This window comes from Microbulbifer sp. CNSA002 (genome assembly GCF_047324085.1).
In the GTDB taxonomy this organism is placed as follows: domain Bacteria; phylum Pseudomonadota; class Gammaproteobacteria; order Pseudomonadales; family Cellvibrionaceae; genus Microbulbifer.
This window is the reverse complement of record NZ_CP172449.1, coordinates 788,073-810,203: the sequence shown is the minus strand read 5'-3', so window position 1 is coordinate 810,203 and position 22,131 is coordinate 788,073. Positions and strand designations below refer to the sequence as shown.

Genomic DNA, 22,131 nt, shown 5'->3' with positions numbered 1-22,131 from the left:
ATTCCCGTTATCGATAGGTGAAAAGATTAGTTAGAGGGTACACCGCACGGACAGCCCCGCACAGCTCGCCTAGGCCGTCTTTGCCGCCGCTGTGCCAGACTTGTCGCTTTTGGCCTTACCACTGTTGGCAGAGTCACCGCCAGCGAGGTTTTTCTTGCTACCAGTTTTAAAATCAGTCTCATACCAACCGGCGCCCTTCAGGCGAAATCCAGCCGCTGAGATTTTCTTGCGCAGCTCGGCCTTCTCGCAAGCTGGGCAGTCTTTGAGCGGGTCATCGCTCATCCGCTGCAAAGCTTCCATTTCATGGCCGCAGGCATTGCACTGGTATTCATATATCGGCATTACACAGTACCTGGTGCTTAAAAAAAGGGGGAGAGAGTATACATGAGGCCTACAGAGGTAAGAAGCTGCACGGGTCTTTTCCCTGGGTAAAGCGTCCCATAAAGGCGACGTGAGGCTAAAAAATGTAAAAAAAGCACTATTTTTCTAGTATTTCTTCGTGCGGCCGAACAAAAACTATATATACTTCCCCCATCACCCGCTGAGACACCCGTAACGGATGCAGCGCAGCGGGAGAAAAAACACACTTTTACCGGATATATACCGAACAACAAAGAAGGAAGTAAGCCATGGCTGTCTCCAAGAAAGCTGCTACTAAAAAGGCCCCGGCAAAGAAAGCTGCGGCCAAAGCTGCACCGGCCAAGAAAGTAAAAGCAATCAAGGAAAAGTACACTAAGACTCAAGTACTTAATCAGATTGCAGAAAGCACTGAGCTGTCCCGCAAGCAGGTTCAATCTGTTCTGGACGAGCTGAACGATATCATCGAAGGCCACATCAAGAAGCGCGCAGTTGGCGAATTCACCCTGCCGGGCCTGATGAAAATCACCACCGTGAAAAAGCCGGCTAAGAAAGCTCGCAAGGGTATCAACCCGTTCACCGGTGAAGAGACTACCTTCAAGGCGAAGCCTGCCAGCATCCAGGTTAAAGTTCGCCCACTGAAGAAGCTGAAGGAAATGGCAGAGAACTAATACACTCTGTAAAGCCTCAGCTTAAAAACCCCGCTTATGCGGGGTTTTTTATTCACTCCCATTCCAAGCCAGTGCCCAGGCACCTGCTAAATAGATACCCCGGTATAGCAAAAGGCAATCCGCTTTGAGGCAATACTGCCCCCAGGCAATATTTATTGCCCAGCGAATAGCGTAAAATAGCCAGCTTACCCGTAATAGAATCCATATAATTCCTATGCGCGCATCTCGTTATCTCATCGCAACCCAAAAAGAAACTCCCAACGACGCAGTGGTGATCAGCCATCAGCTGATGCTGCGTGCCGGCATGATCCGCCGTCTGTCTTCAGGTCTCTACACCTGGCTGCCCACCGGGTTGCGGGTGTTGCGCAAGGTCGAGCGTATTGTTCGCGAAGAGATGGACCGCGCTGGCTCCCTGGAAGTACTGATGCCGGTCGTGCAGCCGGCAGAGCTTTGGGAAGAGTCCGGCCGCTGGCAGCAGTACGGCCCCGAACTCCTGCGCATCAAGGATCGCCACAACAATGACTTCTGCCTGGGCCCGACCCACGAGGAAGTCATCACCGACCTGATCCGCGGTGAAATCAATAGCTATAAGCAGTTGCCCGCCAATTTCTACCAGGTGCAGACTAAATTCCGCGATGAAATCCGTCCGCGCTTTGGCGTAATGCGCGCGCGCGAATTCACCATGAAGGATGCTTACTCCTTCCACGTGAACGAGGATTCCCTGCAGGAAACCTACGATATTATGCACGGCGCCTACTGCCAGGTTTTTGAGCGCATTGGCCTGGACTACCGTCCGGTGCTGGCAGACACCGGTTCAATCGGTGGCTCCAGCTCTCACGAATTCCACGTGCTGGCGCAGAGCGGCGAAGACGATATCGCCTTCTCCACAGAATCCCGCTACGCCGCCAATGTCGAATTGGCAGAAGCGGTTGCCCCAGCTGGCGAGCGCCCTGCTCCGTCGCAGGAAATGCAGGAAGTTCATACGCCGAACCAAAAAACCATCGCCGATGTCAGCGAGTTTTTGAAAAGTGATCCCGCCCACTCAGTAAAAACCCTGATTGTTCTGGGCGAGTGCGAAGAGGGTGAAACCGCTCCATTAATTGCCCTGGTACTGCGTGGCGATCACGAGCTGAACGAATTAAAAGCAGAGAAGCTGGCTGGAATCGCCAGCCCTATTCAGTTCGCCTCGGAAGAGCGCATCGCCGAAGAACTCAGTTGCAACATTGGCTCCCTGGGCCCGGCGGGCATAAAGATCGAGACTGTTGTGGATCGCTCTGCAGCGCACCTGGCAGACTTTATCTGCGGCGCCAATCGCGATGACTACCACTTAACCGGTGTGAACTGGGGTCGCGATGTGGAGTTGGGCCGCGTCGAAGACCTGCGCAATGTAGTGGCAGGCGACGCCAGTCCCGATGGCCAGGGCACCCTGGAAATCAAACGGGGCATCGAGGTCGGCCACATTTTCCAGTTAGGCGACAAATACAGCCGCGCTATGAATGCCACAGTACTGGATGAAAACGGTAAAGAGCAGGTTATGTCCATGGGCTGCTATGGCATCGGCGTTTCCCGTATCGTTGCTGCGGCCATTGAGCAGAACCACGACGACTCAGGGATTATCTGGCCCACTGCGATTGCACCTTTCCAGCTGGCGATTGTGCCAATCAATATGCACAAGAGCGATGTGGTAAGGGAAAAGTGCGAGCACCTGTATGAGTCCCTGCGCAGCAAGGGTATTGATGTATTGCTGATGGACGAAGCCAAAGCGCGACTGGGTGCTATGCTCGCCGATGTGGAGCTGATCGGTATTCCCCACCGCATTGTTATCGGCGATCGCGGCCTGGAAAAAGGTGTGGTGGAATATAAAGGTCGCGGAGATGCGGAAAGCCAGGAGTTTGCCGTATCCCAGCTCGAAGAAGTGTTATTGGAAAAATTTAATCAATAATTGTCGAGCCGCCCGGTCTGCCCCCAAGCAGGCCGGGACCTCTTACGGCAAAAGTGCTTTTTATCGGCGGCGTCACAAAATCACGCTGCCCATTTTGCCGGGCTTTTCGTAGAATCACCCCATGATAAAAAAAGCCACCGCCCTCTTGTTGCTCTGCCTTACCTGCTGTGCCGCCCAGGCTCAAAGCAGTAGAGCCGAGATCGACCCGGAGTTGCGCCTCGCCCTGCAGGACGCAGTTACCCAGGCCGACAGCTTTGTGGACCGCTTCGATGCGGAAGTGTGGCTAATGTCTAAATCCCAGCCTCTGTCCCGCTATATCAAAGATCCCAAGCGGCGGATGCACGTACTGAAAGCAGTCCACCGGGAGGCAACTCGGGCCGGGCTGCGCCCGGAAATTGTATTGGCGGTTATCCAGATTGAGAGTGCTTTTGACCCCTATGCGATATCCCGCGTTGGCGCTCTGGGTATGATGCAGGTAATGCCATTCTGGAAAAATGAAATCGGTCGACCCGACGATAACCTGATCGATATGGACACCAATCTAAGGTACGGATGTACCATTCTTAAACACTACATCAAGAAAGCCAAAGGCAATCTAGCCAACGCCCTCGCCTATTACAATGGTAGCTACGGCCGCCATACTTATAGCAGCAAGGTCCTGGATGCCTGGGCCGAGCGCTGGAGATAAACGATGACCGCCGGCTACTTATTTTTCTCCGGCGGTGCATGCGCTCTTCTTTTATTGGCGGCAACCAAGGTTGCTATACATCACTACCGGCTTGTTGCCGGGCGCTGCTTACTGGCCCTGCTGATAGCCGTGATCTGCTATTTACTCTGGCCCATCCTGCCACAACTGAGTGGACCTACTGCGCTCTTGCTTAACCTGCCAATTACTCTGATTCCCGCAATTTTTTGGCTGTTTACTCACCTGTTATGCCGCGAGGAAGAGCCTTTTCCCCTGTGGGGCTGGATTCCGATTGGTATTACCCTGGTCATCGGCATAGTCGCCTACCACGCACCATTGCCATTGACGTCAGATCAGCAATCCCCACTATTTACCCTTTCGCAGCTACTCAAACTCGGTTTAATCAGCCTCGGCCTACTGACACTACAACGACAGTTTCACCTGGACTTGGTCGCAGAGCGCCGACGCCTGCGCACAACCCTACTTATCGCCGTCGGCGCCTATATGCTGGTAGTAATTGGCGCAGAATCTATCTTTGCTTACCGCCCGCTTCCCAACGGTGTACCGACACTGCACGCACTATTTGCCAGCCTGTTGTCACTGGTTGCCTGCCTATGGTTGCTGGCCCTTTCCCCCAGCGCTCTGGGAGAATCCCTGCCGCGCCCGAAGAGGAGCGAGCCAGAGGAGGAAGAACAGCCTTTAGCTCCGCCACCTGAACTGGATGAACAACAGCAAACCCAGCTGCAAAAATTACAGGAACATATGCACAACGGTGGTTATCGCCATACCGGACTCACCATCAGGGAGCTCGCGGAGCAGTTGGATATTCGCGAACATGTGCTGCGTGTGCTGATTAATCGCCATCTGGGTTATCGCAATTTTAACGAATACCTAAATCAGTTTCGTATTGATGAGGCCAGCAACCGGTTGGCAGACCCGGAGCAGGCCCATTTGCCAGTACTCACCATTGCTCTGGACATCGGCTATCGCTCCTTGAGCCCATTTAACGCTGCTTTCAAGCGCCGTCACAGCCAAACCCCCACTGAGTACCGCCGGGAAAAGCTGCCCGCCTGAATCTCCTTTCCTGAAATAATCCGTCAGCATTTTTTCATATTCCGTAAGCCCGCAAAGTAAAAGGCTCCCAGACTGGGAGCGCGGTGAAAGCGATTTTCCCGCTGCGTGCCCGGCTCACCGAGACCCGATTTAACACCGGTGAGTCTCCCTTCAATAGAAGAATAATGATGGTGAGAATATGGATTTTTTAGTCGACATATCCCAGGACGGAGCCAAACATTTCCAGTTGAGTTTATTTCGCTATGTGCTGGCCGCTTCAGTAATGAGTATTTTGGCCGGCTGGCTGTTTCGCACCTGGATGAACCGGCGCCGTATCCAAAAGCGTCGTGCCGAGTGGAAAGATATTCGGCGGGAGGTGAGTTATTCACTATTAACGGTGTGTATCTTTACCCTGGTAGGGATTATTACCACCATGATGCACGATCTGGGACTGACCAAATTTTACTGGCAGTGGAGCGATTATCCACTCTGGTGGAGTATTGCCAGCCTGCCAGTAGTGATTTTGATCCACGACGCTTATTTTTACTGGACCCACCGAGGTATGCACCATCCCAAGGTGTTTAAACACTTCCACCGCCTACACCATCAGTCCAGAACACCCACGCCCTGGACGGCATACAGTTTTTCCGTAGGTGAAGCGGTCCTGATGGGCGCTTTCTCTCCCCTGATAGCCCTGATACTGCCACTTAATCCAACTATTTGGTTCACCTTTTTATTTATCAGCATCTTCCGCAACGCCATGCTGCACACTGGCCGCGAGTTCCACCCCCGCAGCTGGGTCGACGGCCCTATGGACAGGCTCACAACCACGACTCACCACGACTTGCACCACCAGCGCTTCCAGGGTAACTACGGCTTTTACTTCACTTGGTGGGATCGCTGGATGGGCACAGAATTTAAGGACTACAAGCAAGTCTTCCGGCAAGCAGTGGATGGGCAATTACACGGGGGAGAAAAAGAGGTGGAAATAGACAACAGCGCAGCAGAAGGCGCAAAAGCTCACGCTTAACCCACTCAAATCACTTAAATGGGCGCCGGGGTTCTCCCGGCTCCTTTCTACTAGCCGTAACAACCGTGTTAATGGCCATGCTGCAAAGGCAACCAGCGGGATTCTCGGTAACAGTAAAGTCCCCAGATCACAAAGACGACTTCGATAGCAAAAAGCACTAAATTGCGCTGATCAAAACCACTGATAAATAACATTCCGTAGAGGCGCCCAAGAGCGAAGCCGATATAGGCGATAGACATCGCAGCGTAAGCAACCCTGCGGTGCGGGCGCATAGCCAAAGCCACCAGTAGAATCACCGCAATGGCCAACATAAACCCGCCATAAGTGGCCATAAACTCGGGCATGGCTTCGGGGGTATCAAATGAAAAATCCACTTCATTCGCAAGGCTCTGCGGTTTAAACAGGGCCCAGAGGCCAATAGAAGCAAAAACCAATAGATTGAGTGTCAAATAGACTCTTCCCAAATATTTCAATCGATTCTCCCCTCTAATTTCTGTTACTCACCCCTATACAAGGGGAACACCGCTTTGGAGTACTGTCACAGTATATATGAGCCACACCCCGCCATACGCCGGAACAATTCACCAATTTGGTACAAAGCGATGGATTTATCAATATTTTCTTACTGGCAAACTGAGAATGTCTTTCCATAATTAGAATCCACAGCGCAACTCCGACCCACTCCAAAATAAGGGCCGCGCTTTTGAATACCACCACCTTCCTCAAGTCATTGGCGAAAGAGCCCCTGCTGTATTTTATTTCGATCGCCCTAATCCTATTGGGATTGGGAGAAATCCTGGAACCGCCTGCACAAGAGATTGTTATCAGCGAGGGGCGCGTCGAACATCTACGTTCGGTGTTTGAGCGCAAGTGGCACAGGTACCCCACCGATAGCGAGCTGGAGCAACTTATTGAGAATTACCTAAGAGAGGAAATACTTTACAGGGAAGCGCTTGCCCTGGGATTAGCCGAGAACGATACGGTAATCCGCCGCCGCCTACGAATGAAAATGGAACTTACGGCGCGTAATTTCGCTGACACTCAAGACCCTGGCGATCGAGTATTGGAGAAATTCCTTCAAGGTCAGGCTGATAAATACCAGAATCCCCCCACCCTATCTTTCCAACAACGATTTTTCTCAGTGGATCTGGCCTCATCAGATTCACGTGATTTTAACGACTTACTCATGCAGCTAAACAGCGGTCAGGCTTTCCCAATGATTGGAGACTCAACCCTACTGCCAGCTGCTTTTATCGACACTTCAAAGCCACGAATAGACAGGCAATTTGGGCTGGGATTTTCCGCTCAATTGTCCAAGTTGCCTATTGGCAAGTGGAGTGGTCCAGTCCGCTCGACCTTAGGTGATCACCTGGTCCTCCTTGAGGAAATCAAGTCCACCCAGCTACCGGCATTGGCTGAAATACGCAGCCGCGTACTAAATGATTGGCAATTCCAGGCGCAAAAGAAGATTCTGCAGGAGCAGTATCTCCAGTACCGTAAAAACTACGAGGTCACTGTCCACAAGCCGGATAACCTCTCAGCCGAGGTTGCCGTCAAGTGATGCACATCCGGCCACTCCTGTTCATTCTGCTCCTCAGCTTTACCCCAATACTATCTGCCCACGAACTGCGCCCGGCTTACCTGGGCATAACTCAAGTTGATGCACAATTATTTAAAGTACTTTGGCGATTGCCCGCACAAGGCGATCTTCGCCTAGCTCTGAATGTCCATTTGGACCAAGCTGCCTCCCCCCTAAGCCAACCCAGAGCGCAAATAAGTAAGGGCTACTACACAGAGCACTGGACCATCCATCACCCCAGGGAGCTACAACAGCTATCTATTCATATCGATGGCCTACAGAGCACAATGACCGATGCGCTAGTGTGGCTCTCCTGGCTAGATGGGCGCGAGCAAGTTATCCGACTGACACCGGACCAGCCAGAATGGACCCTTGACCAACCCACCAGCGAGTTCCAAATCGCTCAAACTTACTTTGTGCTGGGCGTTGAACATATTCTTCTCGGTGTCGATCACTTGCTGTTCGTTTTGGCCCTGATCTTACTCAAACAAAGCCTTCGCCAGCTGATCGGCACTATCACTGCTTTCACTATCGCCCACAGTATTACCTTGGCAGCTGCCGTACTGGGCTATATCCATCTGCCATCAGCGCCAGTGGAGGCGATTATCGCCCTCAGTATTTTACTGGCAGCCAGAGAGGCTGTACGCCAGAGGCATGGTGTTTTCAGTTTGACCAGTCGCTACCCATGGGCAGTTGCCTTTGCTTTTGGACTTTTACACGGTTTGGGTTTTGCCGGTGTACTGGGGGAAATTGGGCTTCCCCAGGGGGCTATTCCCCAGGCATTACTGACTTTTAATCTCGGTGTGGAAGTGGGGCAATTAGTATTTATCACTGCTGTTCTTACAGCAATCAACTTGTATCAAAAGCTCCTTAAACTCTGGCCAGGGTATGCCATTCGGAACCGCGAACAATACTCTTTCGGGGAGGGTGGAGGTATCGGAATACCAGTCGCTACGGTGGTCGCGTATACGCTGGGGGGCATTGCCTGCTACTGGGTGATTGAGCGCATCCTGCTTATTGTTTTCCCATAACAGAGAACATTAACCGGCGCCCTGCAAATCACGGGCACCGGTTAATTTAAGGCTCAGTCCTGAAACAAGAGTTCCAGTGGGTAGCCGGTAAAAGGCTTGGTTTTCTCAATCACCAAATGAGAAGTCATACGGGAAATCGCCGCCTCTTCATTGGCCAACAACTGCTCTGAGACTCGATTAAAATCTGCCGCGTCCGGGCAGACGAAATGCAGCATATAGTCGAACTCACCAGACATCTTCACACAGGAAACAATCTGTGGAATATCGCTAATAATGCGGCGAAAGTTCTCACTGGTACGGGCATCCTGCCGCTTAAGCGCAACGTTTACATAAAACTCTGCATGCCGAACTTTATCCAGGTTTATCTCGGCAAAGAACTCGCGGATATAGCGCTCACTGGTCAGGCGTTTAACCCGGGCCAGGCAGGCACTTTCCGATAATCCAATTTTTTCACTCAAATTCAGGTTACTTGTACGTGCGTTTGATTGCAGGGCCTGCAAAATACGCAAATTATGCCGGTCAATTTTCACGGAGCTATTTTCTTTTGAATCTGAAAGGGGGCAAGGATAGCGGTATTCGCCGGTGGCATAAACATTACAGCCACCGGCATGGGAAACTTGTCATCACTTCAAAGGCGAATTTGGCGACAACCAGCCTCCCGGCAAAGGCCTAACCGGCCTGGCGGTTACCACTGGTGACGAACTGTTCAATGCGATCCAAGGCCCGCGACAACTCGGCCTCATCAGCCGCCAGGGTGAGGCGAACATGATTCACTGAACTGCTACCAAAGGGCGCGCCAGGCAGTACCGAGACCCGCTCAGCATCCAAAAGAGCTTCAGCGAAGGTTTGCCCGGAGCTGGATACCTTGGAGACATCCACCATTACAAACATCCCAGCCTCAGGGCTGTAGCAACTCAAGCCTGGTATCTGGCCAATCCTCTCAACAATCAGGTCTCGACGCTGCTGATAGGCATCCCGCATCTGCTTGACGAAGTAGCTATCAAACTCCAGGGCAAAGGCTGCAGCCTCCTGGATGAACTGAGGGCATCCAAAAATTGTCGCCCCTGCAAAAGCAATCAAACGATCTACCAGGGGACCACGAGCCACTGCCCACCCCAGGCGCCAGCCACTCATGGCGTGGGATTTGGACAAGCCATCAACCACAACAATATTATCCAGCGACTCCGCTGCCGTACGCAGAGAGGTGTGGCGGCGGGCAAAGGTGATCATTGAATAAACTTCATCACACACCAGCCAAATATTGCGCTCGCGGCAGTATGCCGCCAACTCGCGCAATTGTTCAGGGGTAGCCATCGCGCCAGTCGGGTTTACCGGCGTATTGATCATAACGACCTTGGTCTGCTCACTGATGGAGGCCTTGATAGCGTCAACATCAAAAGCGAAATTGGTCTCCGCCGGGCAAGTCACTCGCTTTACGGAGAGGCGCAAGGCATCACAAATGGGGACATAGCCGATATACATCGGCTCGGGAATTACTATCTCCTCACCGGGGTTTAGCAGGCAGGCAAGTACTGCGTAGATAGCGTTGGTTCCACCGGGGAAAACAACAACATCATCCGGATTACAGGGGTGGGGAGAGACCTTGCTCTCGATATCCGCGATAGCCCTGCGCAACATTGGCTCCCCGGCCGCAGGGGAATAGTGGGTGCGCCCCACTCCCAGGCGAGCGCGGGCAAAGTCGAGGATCGGCTCGGGGGTGTCAAAGTTGGGATCACCTACACAGAGAAAGATGACATCCTCCCCTTTATTGGCGAGATCGTGAGCCCGGTCACTCACAGCCCAAACATTGGCGTCCTCACCATTCAAAGCCTCACTTTGCAAGCTGAACCTGGGGGTAAAATTTGTCACGTTTTTCACTATTTAGCAGCCATTTATAGGGGCTAAGGTAACAACCATCTGGGTAATCGGTGCCGCTATATGACCGTCAATTTCGCATTAGAGGGAGCTTTTCTCAGGTATTCCCGCAGATAATGCGGGGGCCAGTGTGTTCGCGCGGATCGCGACTAGAAATAGATTTTTAGTCTCAGTTACTCAGGTCGATCCTGGCGTCCCAGAGAGAGCGAGTAATGAGTAAAACTCAAGCAAGGTATCACCCCATCCCACTGCAATTGAATACTATTAACCGGAGCCAGGAAAATCCCAGGGCTATGGACAAAGCTTCATTGCGATGTTCTTTTTTGACATCCCGTCCGCGCCCCATGCCCCTTTCACCTGGCTCGCAGCAATCTCCCTCAAGTTTTCGCTGTATTTAGATTAACTTTAATCTTCAAAGATGGAGGGCAAGCTCCAATCCCGGTATAGGTGCGAAACTGGCCCCTTAGCGCCTCTGGATATGCTTAATGTTAACCAGCTTTGGGCTTCCGAGACTATCTATTACGACTTGATTGCGTGTTATCGTTAACACCTGAAAACCAATAAGTAAATATAAATCATGGATAAGATGAAACAATTACTAACCTAACTTTTGCTCTCCTGTTCACTTACGGCAATCGGCGCTGAAATTTCTCAGGAAAGGAAGTTGGAGCTTGTTAATTCTATCGAGAAAAAGATTGCCTCCAACTATGTCTTGCAAGAAAACCTGGAAGCTATTCACTCTTCATTAGATAAAGTTGCAGAATCAGAGGCATTCAGACAAGCCACTGATACAGAGTCAGTGGCTGGAATTATTAAATCCGATTTAACAAATCATGATAAACACTTTGGTGTAAGCTGGGATGATCCAGAATCTCCCCAACAGCAGCCGAAACACGAAGATTGGTTTAGTAAGCTCAGTAGAAAAAATTCTGGATTTACCCGAGTCGAAGTTTTAGAGGGTAACATCGGCTATATTGATTTCTGGGGGTTTGACCATGTTAACGAGGAGTCCCAAGGTCGAGTGGCTGCAGCTATAGTGTTAATCCAAGATACTAGCGCTATTATTTTTGACCTGAGAAAGAATAGTGGTGGCAATGGCTTTATGGGCGGCCTTATCAGCGGTTATCTTTTTGATAAACCCACCCACCTCAATAGCATCCACTGGAAGCCAGCGGGCAATATTACAGAGATTTGGAGTCAGGAAAAGGTTCAGGGTAAAAAGGTAGCAAGCTACCCCGGTATATATATTAACCAGTAGCGATACCTTCTCAGCAGCAGAGGCCTTTGCGTACTATTTAAAGCACCTGGACCGTGCAACCATTATTGGAGAGGCTACCAAAGGTGGGGCAAATCCCTGGCAGTACTTCTCCCTTGAGAATGGCTTTACAATAGCAATCCCTATCGCCAAGGCAGTTAATCCGATTACCAAAACTAACTGGGAGGGGACTGGTGTAAAACCAGATATCGAGACATCTCGGGAGAAAGCACTTTCAACAGCCTATAGACTCGCTTTACAAGAGGCCAAAATCTCTACTGCACACCCGGAACATTTAAAAGAAATCCAGCAAAAGCTACAAGATCTCGTTAGCCTTTAAATTACCTCACCCTCCTTACAATAAGTATTCAGTCTATTAAATCAGGAGGGAGGCCTAGTCATTAGCCTCCCTTCCCAGATTAATTTAATATCTTACAAACAAAAAACGGCGTTTAAAAATTTTGAAGAACAGTCATTCACATTAAAATTCTAATGTAAACCTCATCTTATTCGTATTATGAGGCAAGTCAGATGTTTCAGTTTACCCAAATTCGTAGACATATCCCTGAGGATCTTGAGGACAGCTTTGCTCGACTCCCTCCAGATGAATATTTAAAATCCCAATATTCATATCGTTATCGAACATATTGCTCAGGATTATATCGTGGCAACTCAATCGAATGGAGCTCTAGTACCATTTTCATGCAAAGTAAAACGATTAACAAATACCTCGGGGATATAGAGCGTCACTACCCCGCACTGGAACCAAGTGCTAAAATATTTTCGCAGAGCATTGTAAGGCACCTAGTATCCAGCCAATATATACCGGCAAACGAGTATCAGGTCGGATGCCACCAGATAAGAGTTCGTGCTACAGATGAATTCAACGCTTATCCCACCCCTGAAGGTTTTCACCAAGATGGGTTTGACTATGTAGCGATTAATTGTATTAATAGGAATAATGTCAATGGAGGCGAGTCATTCATCAGCAGCTTGGATGAAAATGAAATTATATTTCATGGCACACTAACCCCAGGAAAAGCTTTAGTTTTGAACGACAGGTCACTCAAACACTACGTAAGCCCCATCACCCCTCTTTTTCCAGGGGAGGCTGTTAGAGATGTTGTGGTAATTACATTACACAGCAATACAATCAATATATAAAAATATGAAGTTTACCCAATCTAGATCACAGGGAATTATTTTTAGATCCAAAAGACTGGCCATCCAAATCAGTCTACCTTTATCTCTATACCTAACACTAGCTTATATATTTAAAGCCCCCCAAGAAACGGAAGTCCTAGAAATATATCTAGTAGGATTATGCTTAATCCCAGTGCTGACCACACTCTGGCTATTAATATTTAACTCAGGAAAAGGAAAGGTAGACGAGTATAGCCTTGAGTTCACGGATAGTCACATCATTTATAGATCACTCTATGGCAATATAATCATTCCAATGTCAGATAAACTTTCAATTAAAACACACGGCAAACCACCTAACTCCATTTCCATAACGGGACACAACCACTCAGCCCATGTTGATTTAAACCTATTTTCATCACAACAGAGAAAGGAAATTCTTAAACAATGTCATTTTCTAAAAAATAACTGTCAAGATTAACCTTAGATACCACCACCTTCACTGTCTAGAGCCATAACTGCATAAACTCATTAAGGCTCACACTTCTCAATTACAAGAAGTTGATTTTTATCATACAATCTGGAGTTAGCTCTCAGATGGTTAGCATACCCTATCAATTCACCTAGAGCATTAACAAAAACCCTTTTGACTTTTAGATTTACATTTTTATAGTCATCAACAGATTGGAAAGCCCCACTTTCAAAATCAACAAAAGCTCTCTTTAAGTCTGAACTTGAAATACTCTGGGCCATTCGTACCCCTGAGAGAGTTACAATATAGGTACCTTCATCATACTGGCCAATATATAGGGAGCTACATTTAATGGCCCCATTCTCTATATCGTAAAACCCCTCCTCCATATCTAAAAACTGTTTGTAATCACCAAGAATTACTTTAACCTCATTACAAATATTTTGTTCTATTAGAGACAATAAATCTAATTCTTTCTTATCAACCCCTTGTGTAACAAGCCCATACTCAATTACTGAGCAAAACTTCACAACCTCTTCTTTATGGATTAAAGACAGCTCTCCATCATCCCCCACTTGAATAGAAAAGGAGAAACTAAACTGATTTAGAAAATCCACTTTCGACAGGAGATGGGAGTTTCCTTGAAACGAGGCTAACCAGGTGCCAAATGCATTAGGATACTCAACCAAGTAGATACCCGGTTCCACTTCTGCCAAATCAAGTATATAGCTACTATCGATTGGCTGCCGCCCTGAAGGAGAGCCTGACTTCATTTTAAATACGTCTTTTCTTCGTACTTCAAATTTTTGTGAAAACACTCAAATAAAATCTCTTATTAACTTAATATCCGCATCAAGATGCTTGCAAGACCATATAGTAAACCACCAGATAGCGTAGACATTTACCCGTGGCAACCAACAACAAAAACCAAACCAAGCGAATTCTTAGAATACCAGCCATTACAGTAAGGGGATCACCAATAATAGGCACCCAGGAAAAAAACAGGGAGAATACCCCATATTTTTTAAATCTCTGTTCAGCCTTTATAAATTCCTCTTCAGATATTCTCAACCATTTCTTGATCACGCCCAAACTGGCCCAGTAGCCTAATGCATAATTGAGAAGAGAGCCCGCTACATTCCCAGTAGTGGCGACTATTATCAGGATCCAAGGGGAGAGCCCCTGGAGCAATAGACCAGTCATTACAATTTCTGAGCTTAGCGGCAGAATGGTCGCTGCCAGGAATGCTGATACGAAAAGCCCCAAAAATCCAAACTCAAGAAAGTACCCCATAGTGACGACTCATACCTAGCTAAACTCGGCATTCCTTCTATCTATACTTATAATTGCGCCACTATAATCGAAAAAGGGGGACATCCCAACAACCCGCCTCGTCAGTGATAGCGATACTAGCCACAAGCCTCTACTTTTTATATTCACCCTTGTTAACACACTTTAGAATTCATAACCTTACCCAGACTTACTTAGGCCCAAGTACAGACCCGCTCATCCGAAGTAGAAATCAGTGTCCACCCCATAATCCTCCAGCCACCTTCCAGTTTTGCTATCGACAAGATATTGCAGGTAGCTTTCCTATTCCTTTCTTTTGATTTGGATCGCTGAAAAACAACAAGCGATGTTGCTGAGCCATCTTCTGAAACATAAATTTTCTCTATATATAATCCGGAAAATGGATATGTCTCTAGATCCATAGTTTTACGCAACTGGCCGATAATTACTGGGATTAAATCGGGATGATTAGACAACCCCGGCTGCTCACCGATAAAAAATAAAGGGGATTGAGCAAAGTACTTCTTTAAACTACTCGGCGGAGATGAACTATTAAATGTGCTGTAAAAATTTTTAATAAGATCAGATACTTCACTGCGCGAGCTTGCATACATCTCAGATGAAAAAACAATAAATACGACAACCAACAGCGCCATAGCAATTTTCATGGTTACCGCTTCCTATTTTGAGTAACTCTGCAATTAGAGGGGACTGACTAAAGGTTGAAGTATAGTTATGCTATTAATTCGCATGGACTAAAGAAGGAAATCTGACAATCACCAGACGGAGTTATCCTGTGCCAGAGGTAATAGTGGAGAGAAGTATTTACTGCCCTTATTGTGGTGAAATCATAAAAATACTGGTTGATTCATCAGTTTTGCCTCAACAGTACACTGAGGACTGCCAAGTTTGCTGTAGGCCTATCGTTTTCTCTGTGGAACTCGATTTAAATGGCGAGCTATCTATCGTGGCTCATACTGAGGATGAAGCGTTCTAAATCGCATTGTCGCACTCAAATTCACTTCAAATTGGCAAAAACTTCAATCGCTCGCTTCCGTCCACCCCCCACATCGCAAATCACTTGAGGATAGCCTTGAGTCGGCGGTGGATCGTGTATGGCTTTGTCGCTCAGCTCCTTTAGCTCAGGTATAAACTTGCGGATAAAATCTCCATTGGGATCAAAACGTTGCGACTGACTATAAGGATTAAATACACGGAAATAGGGAGCAGCATCAGTACCCGTGGAGGCAGTCCACTGCCAGCCCCCATTGTTGGAAGCAAAGTCTGCATCAATTAAGCGCTGCATAAAGTAGCGCTCACCCCATCGCCAATCTATCAGCATATTTTTACTGAGAAATGAAGCTACTATCATACGCAGTCGATTATGCATCCAGCCAGTCTCATTTAACTGTCGCATCGCTGCATCAACTATCGGAACCCCAGTCTCACCCAAAGTCCAACGCTCAAACTGACCCTTATTGTAGGACCAGGGGATTTGGTCAGTCTCCTGCTTGAATGGCCTCCCTTTACTCAGACGGGGAAAGTCCACCAACAAATGGGTATAAAACTCCCGCCAGATTAATTCGCTAATCCAACAGGCCGCCCCATCATCTCCACCCAGCCAACGTCCCTCGTTCATATCCAGCGCCATAGCTATACATTGGCGAATCGAAACAGCGCCACTATTTAGGTAGGGGGATAAACAGGAGGTACTATCGAGTGCTGGAAAGTCTCTCTCTGCCTGATAAGCAGATATTTTTCCACTGAACTTCTTGAGCTGTTTCAGTGCCGCCTTTTCTCCTGCTTGCCAACCTTTAATCAGGCCTTCATTGTCGATCTTATCTATCGAGTATGTCGACAGTTGCGCTGGAATCTTTTGGCTTAATTTCTGCCCTTCAGATAAAGAAAACCACTTTGGCCAATGTGCTCCATTTTCCCGGTTTGAAATTTTCCGAGGCTTAGGTAAGGTTTTTATTTCACTATCGGCACACAATTGAATCAGTGCACGCTTGAATGGGGTAAACACCTTGTAGGGTTCCCCTCCGCCGGTTCTTACTGCTCCCGGTGGAAGCAGGGTGCGGTCACTGTAGAACTGAACCTGAACCCCCTCTTTTGTCAGTAAATCTTTTACTGCATTATCACGGCGCAACTCATTGAGTGGATATTCAGCATTCGCATAGAGAGCATTGATATTCAGGCGCTCAGCTATTTGCTGAAGAACCCCTGGAACCTGAGCAAAAGTAGGAACTTCAATGAAGTACAGCGGTATATTGCGCTCCTCTAATCCATCTTGTAATTCACGCAAACAGGCGATACGAAAAGTCACCAGCGGATTGCCTTCATCCTGGCTCTGCCAGGTATCCGGACAGGCAATAAATACAGCAGCCACCTCCTTACATTGCACACTGGCTTGGTAAAGTGCTGAATTATCATTGAGGCGTAAGTCACTGCGTAGCCATACCAGGCCACGCGGCAAAGTCACTGGGCGACTCATAGCTTTAAAGACTCCCGCAATTGTGTAACTGCACTCTCTGTATTTCCGGCAAGTACTTTTGTTAAAGGGAGTCGGTTCAGTTCAGTCAAAGCCAAACGCTGCACCTCAATAAAATCACCCGCAAGCCACAGAGGATCCGTCATCCCCTGAACAGCACTTGGTAGCTCACGTTCAAGAATATTTTTCGGCAGAGCCTTGTGGCTATAGCAAAGCACTCCCTGAGCACCCAGTTTTTTGACCGTACTTCCCAGCTCCAATAATCCCGCAGGATAAGCCAGGGTAACGACCTCTATTCCTGCGGCAAGGAGTACCGCAATAAACATCTGTATAAATGCCTGTTGGCCCTGAACGCCAATTTCCAGTAAAAGAACACGGGGCTTCGCCTGGGACTTGTCTTTGTCCAGGTTTTTCCTGGCCATACCATTAGCCAGAAGTAGCTGTTCATTTAACAGAGGCCAGAAAAATGTCTGCGCTCCATGGGCTTCAGTTAGGCGAAATCGCTCAAGCCGCACATGCAAAGGTTTCAACCAGTGCTCCAATAGCAAAGCGGCAGGGAATGAGGAAAACCACTGATCGAGACGGCGGCGCAGCTGGGGTTCTGCAAAGTCTCTGAGAAGACTGGAGGTTTCATCCAGCATCGCCTGCCAATTGTTTTTTCCATCGCCTGTAGTCGCTGGCAACCCCAATTTGTCCTGCTCTCTCGCCAACAGGTCTCGCACTTGACCAATGGAAACGCCCCTGGCGAGGCATTGCAGGACCTTTTCAATCTGCTCGACTTCCTCTTCACTATAAAGTCGATGCCCTTTGCTGGTGCGCATGGGTTTTAGTAAACCATAGCGGCGCTCCCAGGCCCGTAAGGTCACGGGGTGCACCCCGGTCCTCCGAGCTATCTCACGAATCGGAAAATAGTTTTTTTCAACAACTTCTGGGGCTGACATGACGCTCATTATCGAAATTCACATAAACCTAATTCAGCCGGCTCGGCAGCGAGCAAGACCTGGCTGTGGATAAAGTGGTGTGGGCTTCTCGGCAAGTAATGACGGAGCATAGTAAGCACCGCCGAAATCGGTTTATGCCCTTGCCGGTACTCCTCGATAAGCTGGGCCAGTTCAGCCCGCTCTTCCCGGCTTAAATAGCCCTTTAAATGCCCCTGGCTGTGCATCAGTGCATTGGTTCGATCCTTGCGCGATGCATGTTGGGAGAGAATATTCATAATCCGCCCACGAATTTCATAAGCGAACTCTTCGGGGGTCACCGCACGAGAGTTAGAAACAAACTGACCCAAGGCACGGGTTAGAGGCTGGCTATGGGCTAACAAGAGGTACTTATAAGCGGTGTAAAACTCAATAACTTTAGCGGGTCGAGGATCCGGCGATACATAGCGATGCCAGGCATCGTAAGCAAATACTCGGGTTAAAAAGTTCTCGCGAATATCGCTGGCATTCAGTCGCCCGACTTCCTCCATAGGGAGGTGGGGAAAATTCTCTCTCACACGCGCAGCAAATAGACCTGCCGAATGCGCCATTACACCGCGACCATCTTCTTTGTAATGGGGGGTAGTACGCACACCGCAGCTGGGAGACTTTTGCATCAGGATAAAACCGCGCAACTGCTCAACCTCCGGGCTTATCTCATCTGCGTAAGCCTCAAGGTCCTCTGTCACATCGATATTGGTGTCATCGCGCCCAACTGCGCGCAGGCGATCACTGACAATCAGGTGAATTGGCGGGCGGGGCACTCCCAAGCCTATTGCCACTTCCGGGCAGTAAGCTTGCAGATCAAAGCAATTACCCAGCAGCTGAGTGCAGACTTTGCTGTGCTTATGGCTACCGTTATATCGAACTGGATCACCCACGGCACAGCGGCTGATACCAACGGGAATCTTATGCGGCAGGAATTGAATATTCATAGTCACAAGGTGAGCAGGTAATGGCCTACCTTTTTTATAGCCTGCCACTAAAACTTATACAAGCTCTGCCTTTGTATAAGTTTTTGAAAATCTCCTGCAAGGTCGCCGTGGCTTGCGCAAATGCAAACCAAAGCTACAATGCAAAGCCGCGTTCATTCCGAGATTTAGCGCTGCGCGCACTCTTATCGCCAGTCCCCGGTCTGCGATGCGGCCCACACCTCCCGGAAAGTACGGATTAGCTCATGATTCCAGCATTGCGCGAAGTCGACGAGGTTCAGGCGCTCTATTTGCAGTTCTTGCAGGAACTGAAGGACGCAGGTTTCCGTGGCGATACCACCCCCAGTTATGCCAGCCGCACGGTCCTGGCTACCGATAATTCGATATACCAGGTCCTCCCCCAGGCCGTTGTTTATCCCCGCGACAGTCGTGACTTGCAGCTGCTCGCCGAGCTGGCTGACAGGGAGGAGTTTCACTCGGTAGTGCTATCCCCCCGTGGCGGTGGTACCGGTACAAACGGCCAGTCCCTGACCGATGGACTGGTTGTGGATATCTCCCGCCATATGAACCAGGTCCTCGAAATCAATGTTGAGAAGCGCTGGGTCCGGGTACAGGCCGGTGTGGTCAAAGATCAACTGAATGCAGCACTCAAACCCCACGGCCTCTTTTTTGCTCCGGAGCTTTCCACCAGTAACCGGGCCACCATTGGCGGCATGATCAATACCGATGCCTCGGGCCAGGGTTCATGTGTCTACGGCAAAACCCGCGATCACGTGCTGGAGTTACACACCGTATTATTGGGCGGTGAGATTTGGCACTCGGCCCCGATCGACGATGAGGAGCTGGCACAAGTTAGTGTCGGGGATAAACGCTCTTCACAGGTTCACCAAGTCTGTGATTCTATCGCGCGTACAAAAGCAGAATTAATCACAGCAAAGTTTCCCAAGCTCAACCGCTGCCTCACCGGCTACGACCTGGCTCATATTCGCGACGATAAAGGCTTTAACCTCAATAGTGTTCTCTGTGGCTCAGAGGGAACCCTGGGTTTTATCGCCGAGGCAAAACTCAACCTGTTGCCAATCCCCAAATGTGTCGCTCTGGTCAATTTAAAGTACGACCATTTTCAAGAGGCGCTACGCGACGCCAAAGACCTGATGCTGGCCGGTCCCATGTCTATCGAGACAGTGGACAGCAAAGTGTTGCAGCTGGCGATGGAAGATATCGTCTGGCACAGCGTCAGTGAATTTTTCCCAGCGGACGATCGCCCGGTCAAGGGCATTAATTTAGTCGAGTACGCCGCCGATAGCGAAGAGGAATTGGAGCAGGCACTGGCCCAATTTACTGCTCATATTGATGAAGCTATTGGCCAAGCAGGTAAAAGTTTCGGTTATTCCATTGCCCGAGGCCACGCCGAGGTCAATCGAATCTGGGCCATGCGCAAACGGGCCGTGGGCTTACTGGGCAATGCCCAGGGAGAAAAACGCCCAATTCCCTTTGTCGAGGACACGGCGGTACCACCGGAAAACCTGGCGGATTTTATCGCTGAGTTCCGCGCGGTATTAGATAAGGCCAATCTCGACTACGGTATGTTTGGCCATGTCGATGCGGGCGTGCTGCACGTGCGCCCGGCAATTGATATGAAAGACCCCGAGCAAGCCGCACAAATTCGTCCGATTACCGATCAGGTGGTCGCCCTCACACAGAAATATAAAGGCCTTTTGTGGGGGGAGCATGGGAAAGGTGTCAGGTCTGAATACGCACCGGAATTTTTTGGCGAGCTCTACCCTGAGCTGCAAAAAATCAAAGCCACCTTCGATCCTCGCAACCAACTCAATCCGGGGAAAATAGCTACCCCAAATGATGACAGCCAGCTGCTGAAAATTGACGAGGTATCCACCCGAGGCGAGCGGGACCGGCAAATTCCCGCCCAGGTCTGGGAGGGCTATGAAGAAGGTGTGCACTGCAACGGCAATGGCGCTTGCTTTAACTGGAACCCCGACGATGCCATGTGCCCTTCCTACAAGGCCACTCGCAACCGTATTCACTCTCCCAAGGGGCGCGCCTCATTAATGCGCGAATGGCTGCGATTGCTCAGCGAAAAAAATGTTGATGCGGTCTCCAGTGCCCAGCGCCTGCGGGAACGCTCCTTTTTTGTCGGACTCCCCAAGCGCATTATCAATTCCCTGGCAAAAACCCGGGGAGAGTACGATTTCAACCACGAAGTTAACGAGGCGATGCAAGGCTGCCTGGCCTGTAAATCCTGTGTAGGGCAGTGCCCGATAAAAGTGGATGTGCCGGAGTTTCGCAGCAAATTCCTTGAACTCTACTACAGCCGCTATTTGCGTCCGCTAAAAGATTACGCCGTCGGTGGGCTGGAATTCCTGATGCCACACCTGGCCAAGCTACCTCAGTTATACAACTGGCCACTAAAACTCAAGCCAGTTTCCTTTCTGATGGAGCGCCTGTTCGGCATGGTGGACAGCCCACTGTTATCGGAAAAAACCTTGAAAGCGACTATGGCGGAGCTGGGTGTGCCTGTCGCCAGTGCGGCCTGCCTGGAGTCCCTGGGCCCGGCACAGCGCAGTCGCGCAGTGGTGATAGTACAGGATGCTTTTACCAGTTATTTTGATGCCCAAGTGGTTGCCGACATTGTGCGCTTGCTAAAGCAGCTCGATTTTGTCCCCATGCTGGCGCCCTACCGCGCCAACGGCAAACCCCTGCATGTGCACGGTTTCCTGCGCCAGTTCCAGAGGGTCGCTGAATTAAACAGCCAGATGCTTAACGACCTCGCCGCCAGCGGTATTCCCCTTGTGGGCATCGACCCCTCAATGACCCTGACTTATCGCTCGGAGTATAAAAAGCTGATGGGCGATGGGGCCCCCAAGGTCCAGTTGTTGCAGGAATGGCTGGCTTCCCAGCGGGAGCACCTGGAACAACAGCGCCACCGCATAGAACCCGCCAGCTTCCAGCTTCTGCCCCATTGCAGTGAACAAACCAATGCCACCGCCTCGGTGAAAGACTGGCAAAATGTTTTCACTGCCCTGGGCCTGGAACTCGCTACCGAGAGCCTCGGCTGCTGCGGTATGGCCGGTACCTATGGCCACGAAGCAGATCACAAAGAGACCTCACGAGTCATTTTCCAGCAATCCTGGGCGCCCCGATTGAACAGTGGCGAAAACCAGTTGGCCACCGGCTATTCCTGTCGTTGCCAGGCCAGTCGCTTTGCAGGCGTATCCTTGCGCCATCCGCTACAGGGGCTACTGGCGCAACTGGATAAATAGGCATTTACTGACGTAAGAGGCCCATATCTCCGGGTCTCTTACCGTCCACCCAAAGTAGCCTGCGGGA

At 49.7% G+C, this 22,131-nt stretch carries 22 protein-coding genes; 12 read left to right on the top strand and 10 right to left on the bottom strand.

From position 1 onward, the window contains the following. Positions 1–69 precede the first annotated feature (69 nt). Entirely contained in the window at positions 70–342 is a 273-nt protein-coding gene (locus ACG1BZ_RS03590; protein WP_282934238.1) for an FmdB family zinc ribbon protein, read from the bottom strand. A 287-nt stretch (positions 343–629) separates the two neighbouring features. On the opposite strand from ACG1BZ_RS03590, the gene ACG1BZ_RS03585 reads away from it, so the two are divergent. From ACG1BZ_RS03585 to ACG1BZ_RS03565, 5 genes are all read left to right on the top strand, one after another. Then, positions 630–1,028, top strand: coding sequence for an HU family DNA-binding protein (locus ACG1BZ_RS03585; RefSeq protein ID WP_282934239.1), 399 nt, complete (start codon positions 630–632; stop codon positions 1,026–1,028). Positions 1,029–1,242: 214 nt separating this feature from the next. After that, complete coding sequence (locus tag ACG1BZ_RS03580) at positions 1,243–2,970, top strand: proline--tRNA ligase (protein ID WP_413664409.1); 1,728 nt, start codon at positions 1,243–1,245, stop codon at positions 2,968–2,970. 121 nt (positions 2,971–3,091) lie between these two features. Then, positions 3,092–3,658, top strand: a complete 567-nt coding sequence (locus ACG1BZ_RS03575) for a lytic transglycosylase domain-containing protein (RefSeq protein ID WP_108731817.1) — start codon at positions 3,092–3,094, stop codon at positions 3,656–3,658. 3 nt (positions 3,659–3,661) lie between these two features. Further along, on the top strand, positions 3,662–4,729 hold the full coding sequence (locus ACG1BZ_RS03570) for a helix-turn-helix transcriptional regulator (protein ID WP_413664408.1): 1,068 nt from the start codon (positions 3,662–3,664) through the stop codon (positions 4,727–4,729). A 178-nt stretch (positions 4,730–4,907) separates the two neighbouring features. Next, a complete protein-coding gene (locus ACG1BZ_RS03565; protein ID WP_413664407.1) occupies positions 4,908–5,738 on the top strand; it encodes a sterol desaturase family protein in 831 nt (276 codons plus the stop codon). Between the two features lie 68 nt (positions 5,739–5,806). Here ACG1BZ_RS03565 and ACG1BZ_RS03560 read toward each other — a convergent pair whose 3' ends face one another. Next, positions 5,807–6,211, bottom strand: coding sequence for a DUF4345 family protein (locus tag ACG1BZ_RS03560; protein ID WP_282934243.1), 405 nt, complete (start codon positions 6,209–6,211; stop codon positions 5,807–5,809). 230 nt (positions 6,212–6,441) lie between these two features. Between ACG1BZ_RS03560 and ACG1BZ_RS03555 the strand changes: the two genes are divergently transcribed. Together ACG1BZ_RS03555 and ACG1BZ_RS03550 are read left to right on the top strand one after the other, a co-directional pair. Then, a complete protein-coding gene (locus ACG1BZ_RS03555) occupies positions 6,442–7,299 on the top strand; it encodes a peptidyl-prolyl cis-trans isomerase (protein ID WP_413664406.1) in 858 nt (285 codons plus the stop codon). Next, the gene (locus ACG1BZ_RS03550; protein ID WP_413665842.1) at positions 7,299–8,348 is read left to right on the top strand and encodes a HupE/UreJ family protein; all 1,050 of its coding nucleotides are present in this window, start codon (positions 7,299–7,301) and stop codon (positions 8,346–8,348) included. The genes ACG1BZ_RS03555 and ACG1BZ_RS03550 overlap by 1 nt, the downstream gene beginning before the upstream one ends. 53 nt (positions 8,349–8,401) lie before the next feature. Here the strand turns inward: ACG1BZ_RS03550 and ACG1BZ_RS03545 are convergent, their stop codons facing one another. Together ACG1BZ_RS03545 and ACG1BZ_RS03540 are read right to left on the bottom strand one after the other, a co-directional pair. Then, a complete protein-coding gene (locus tag ACG1BZ_RS03545; protein ID WP_108731811.1) occupies positions 8,402–8,878 on the bottom strand; it encodes an Lrp/AsnC family transcriptional regulator in 477 nt (158 codons plus the stop codon). 139 nt (positions 8,879–9,017) lie between these two features. After that, complete coding sequence (locus ACG1BZ_RS03540) at positions 9,018–10,217, bottom strand: pyridoxal phosphate-dependent aminotransferase (RefSeq protein WP_413664405.1); 1,200 nt, start codon at positions 10,215–10,217, stop codon at positions 9,018–9,020. A gap of 670 nt (positions 10,218–10,887) precedes the next feature. On the opposite strand from ACG1BZ_RS03540, the gene ACG1BZ_RS03535 reads away from it, so the two are divergent. The 3 genes from ACG1BZ_RS03535 to ACG1BZ_RS03525 all read left to right on the top strand — a co-directional run bounded on the left by ACG1BZ_RS03535 (position 10,888) and on the right by ACG1BZ_RS03525 (position 12,642). Further along, positions 10,888–11,481 (top strand): hypothetical protein, encoded by a 594-nt coding sequence (locus tag ACG1BZ_RS03535; RefSeq protein ID WP_413664404.1) that lies wholly within the window; start codon positions 10,888–10,890, stop codon positions 11,479–11,481. Beyond that, positions 11,468–11,818 (top strand): S41 family peptidase, encoded by a 351-nt coding sequence (locus ACG1BZ_RS03530; protein WP_413665841.1) that lies wholly within the window; start codon positions 11,468–11,470, stop codon positions 11,816–11,818. Before ACG1BZ_RS03535 ends, ACG1BZ_RS03530 begins: the two co-directional genes overlap by 14 nt. 191 nt (positions 11,819–12,009) lie before the next feature. After that, on the top strand, positions 12,010–12,642 hold the full coding sequence (locus ACG1BZ_RS03525) for a 2OG-Fe dioxygenase family protein (RefSeq protein ID WP_413664403.1): 633 nt from the start codon (positions 12,010–12,012) through the stop codon (positions 12,640–12,642). Between the two features lie 510 nt (positions 12,643–13,152). Here the strand turns inward: ACG1BZ_RS03525 and ACG1BZ_RS03520 are convergent. The 3 genes from ACG1BZ_RS03520 to ACG1BZ_RS03510 all read right to left on the bottom strand — a co-directional run bounded on the left by ACG1BZ_RS03520 (position 13,153) and on the right by ACG1BZ_RS03510 (position 15,051). Continuing rightward, a complete protein-coding gene (locus ACG1BZ_RS03520) occupies positions 13,153–13,911 on the bottom strand; it encodes a hypothetical protein (protein ID WP_413664402.1) in 759 nt (252 codons plus the stop codon). Between the two features lie 34 nt (positions 13,912–13,945). Next, a complete protein-coding gene (locus ACG1BZ_RS03515; RefSeq protein ID WP_413664401.1) occupies positions 13,946–14,386 on the bottom strand; it encodes a YqaA family protein in 441 nt (146 codons plus the stop codon). 191 nt (positions 14,387–14,577) lie between these two features. Continuing rightward, positions 14,578–15,051: a hypothetical protein gene (locus tag ACG1BZ_RS03510; protein WP_413664400.1), complete on the bottom strand. Its 474-nt coding sequence runs from the start codon at positions 15,049–15,051 to the stop codon at positions 14,578–14,580. Between the two features lie 128 nt (positions 15,052–15,179). On the opposite strand from ACG1BZ_RS03510, the gene ACG1BZ_RS03505 reads away from it, so the two are divergent. Beyond that, positions 15,180–15,380 carry a CPXCG motif-containing cysteine-rich protein gene (locus tag ACG1BZ_RS03505; protein WP_413664399.1) on the top strand — a complete coding sequence of 67 codons (201 nt, stop codon included), beginning with the start codon at positions 15,180–15,182 and terminating at the stop codon, positions 15,378–15,380. Between the two features lie 21 nt (positions 15,381–15,401). Here the strand turns inward: ACG1BZ_RS03505 and ACG1BZ_RS03500 are convergent, their stop codons facing one another. From ACG1BZ_RS03500 to ACG1BZ_RS03490, 3 genes are all read right to left on the bottom strand, one after another. After that, positions 15,402–16,877, bottom strand: a complete 1,476-nt coding sequence (locus ACG1BZ_RS03500; protein WP_413664398.1) for a cryptochrome/photolyase family protein — start codon at positions 16,875–16,877, stop codon at positions 15,402–15,404. After that, complete coding sequence (locus ACG1BZ_RS03495; protein WP_413664397.1) at positions 16,874–17,749, bottom strand: MerR family transcriptional regulator; 876 nt, start codon at positions 17,747–17,749, stop codon at positions 16,874–16,876. Before ACG1BZ_RS03495 ends, ACG1BZ_RS03500 begins: the two co-directional genes overlap by 4 nt. Before the next feature lie 74 nt (positions 17,750–17,823). After that, positions 17,824–18,786: a YbgA family protein gene (locus ACG1BZ_RS03490; protein WP_413664396.1), complete on the bottom strand. Its 963-nt coding sequence runs from the start codon at positions 18,784–18,786 to the stop codon at positions 17,824–17,826. A 242-nt stretch (positions 18,787–19,028) separates the two neighbouring features. On the opposite strand from ACG1BZ_RS03490, the gene ACG1BZ_RS03485 reads away from it, so the two are divergent. Further along, positions 19,029–22,064, top strand: coding sequence for an FAD-binding and (Fe-S)-binding domain-containing protein (locus tag ACG1BZ_RS03485; protein WP_413664395.1), 3,036 nt, complete (start codon positions 19,029–19,031; stop codon positions 22,062–22,064). Positions 22,065–22,131 lie beyond the last annotated feature (67 nt).

Bases quoted from the DNA above. Each gene is read 5' to 3' on its own strand.
- ACG1BZ_RS03550 (WP_413665842.1), top strand. From the start codon at position 7,299: ATGCACATCCGGCCACTCCTGTTCATTCTGCTCCTCAGCTTTACCCCA.
- ACG1BZ_RS03570 (WP_413664408.1), top strand. From the start codon at position 3,662: ATGACCGCCGGCTACTTATTTTTCTCCGGCGGTGCATGCGCTCTTCTT.
- ACG1BZ_RS03485 (WP_413664395.1), top strand. From the start codon at position 19,029: ATGATTCCAGCATTGCGCGAAGTCGACGAGGTTCAGGCGCTCTATTTG.
- ACG1BZ_RS03565 (WP_413664407.1), top strand. From the start codon at position 4,908: ATGGATTTTTTAGTCGACATATCCCAGGACGGAGCCAAACATTTCCAG.
- ACG1BZ_RS03510 (WP_413664400.1), bottom strand. From the start codon at position 15,051: ATGAAAATTGCTATGGCGCTGTTGGTTGTCGTATTTATTGTTTTTTCA.
- ACG1BZ_RS03525 (WP_413664403.1), top strand. From the start codon at position 12,010: ATGTTTCAGTTTACCCAAATTCGTAGACATATCCCTGAGGATCTTGAG.
- ACG1BZ_RS03515 (WP_413664401.1), bottom strand. From the start codon at position 14,386: ATGGGGTACTTTCTTGAGTTTGGATTTTTGGGGCTTTTCGTATCAGCA.
- ACG1BZ_RS03490 (WP_413664396.1), bottom strand. From the start codon at position 18,786: ATGAATATTCAATTCCTGCCGCATAAGATTCCCGTTGGTATCAGCCGC.
- ACG1BZ_RS03585 (WP_282934239.1), top strand. From the start codon at position 630: ATGGCTGTCTCCAAGAAAGCTGCTACTAAAAAGGCCCCGGCAAAGAAA.
- ACG1BZ_RS03575 (WP_108731817.1), top strand. From the start codon at position 3,092: ATGATAAAAAAAGCCACCGCCCTCTTGTTGCTCTGCCTTACCTGCTGT.
- ACG1BZ_RS03590 (WP_282934238.1), bottom strand. From the start codon at position 342: ATGCCGATATATGAATACCAGTGCAATGCCTGCGGCCATGAAATGGAA.
- ACG1BZ_RS03580 (WP_413664409.1), top strand. From the start codon at position 1,243: ATGCGCGCATCTCGTTATCTCATCGCAACCCAAAAAGAAACTCCCAAC.
- ACG1BZ_RS03500 (WP_413664398.1), bottom strand. From the start codon at position 16,877: ATGAGTCGCCCAGTGACTTTGCCGCGTGGCCTGGTATGGCTACGCAGT.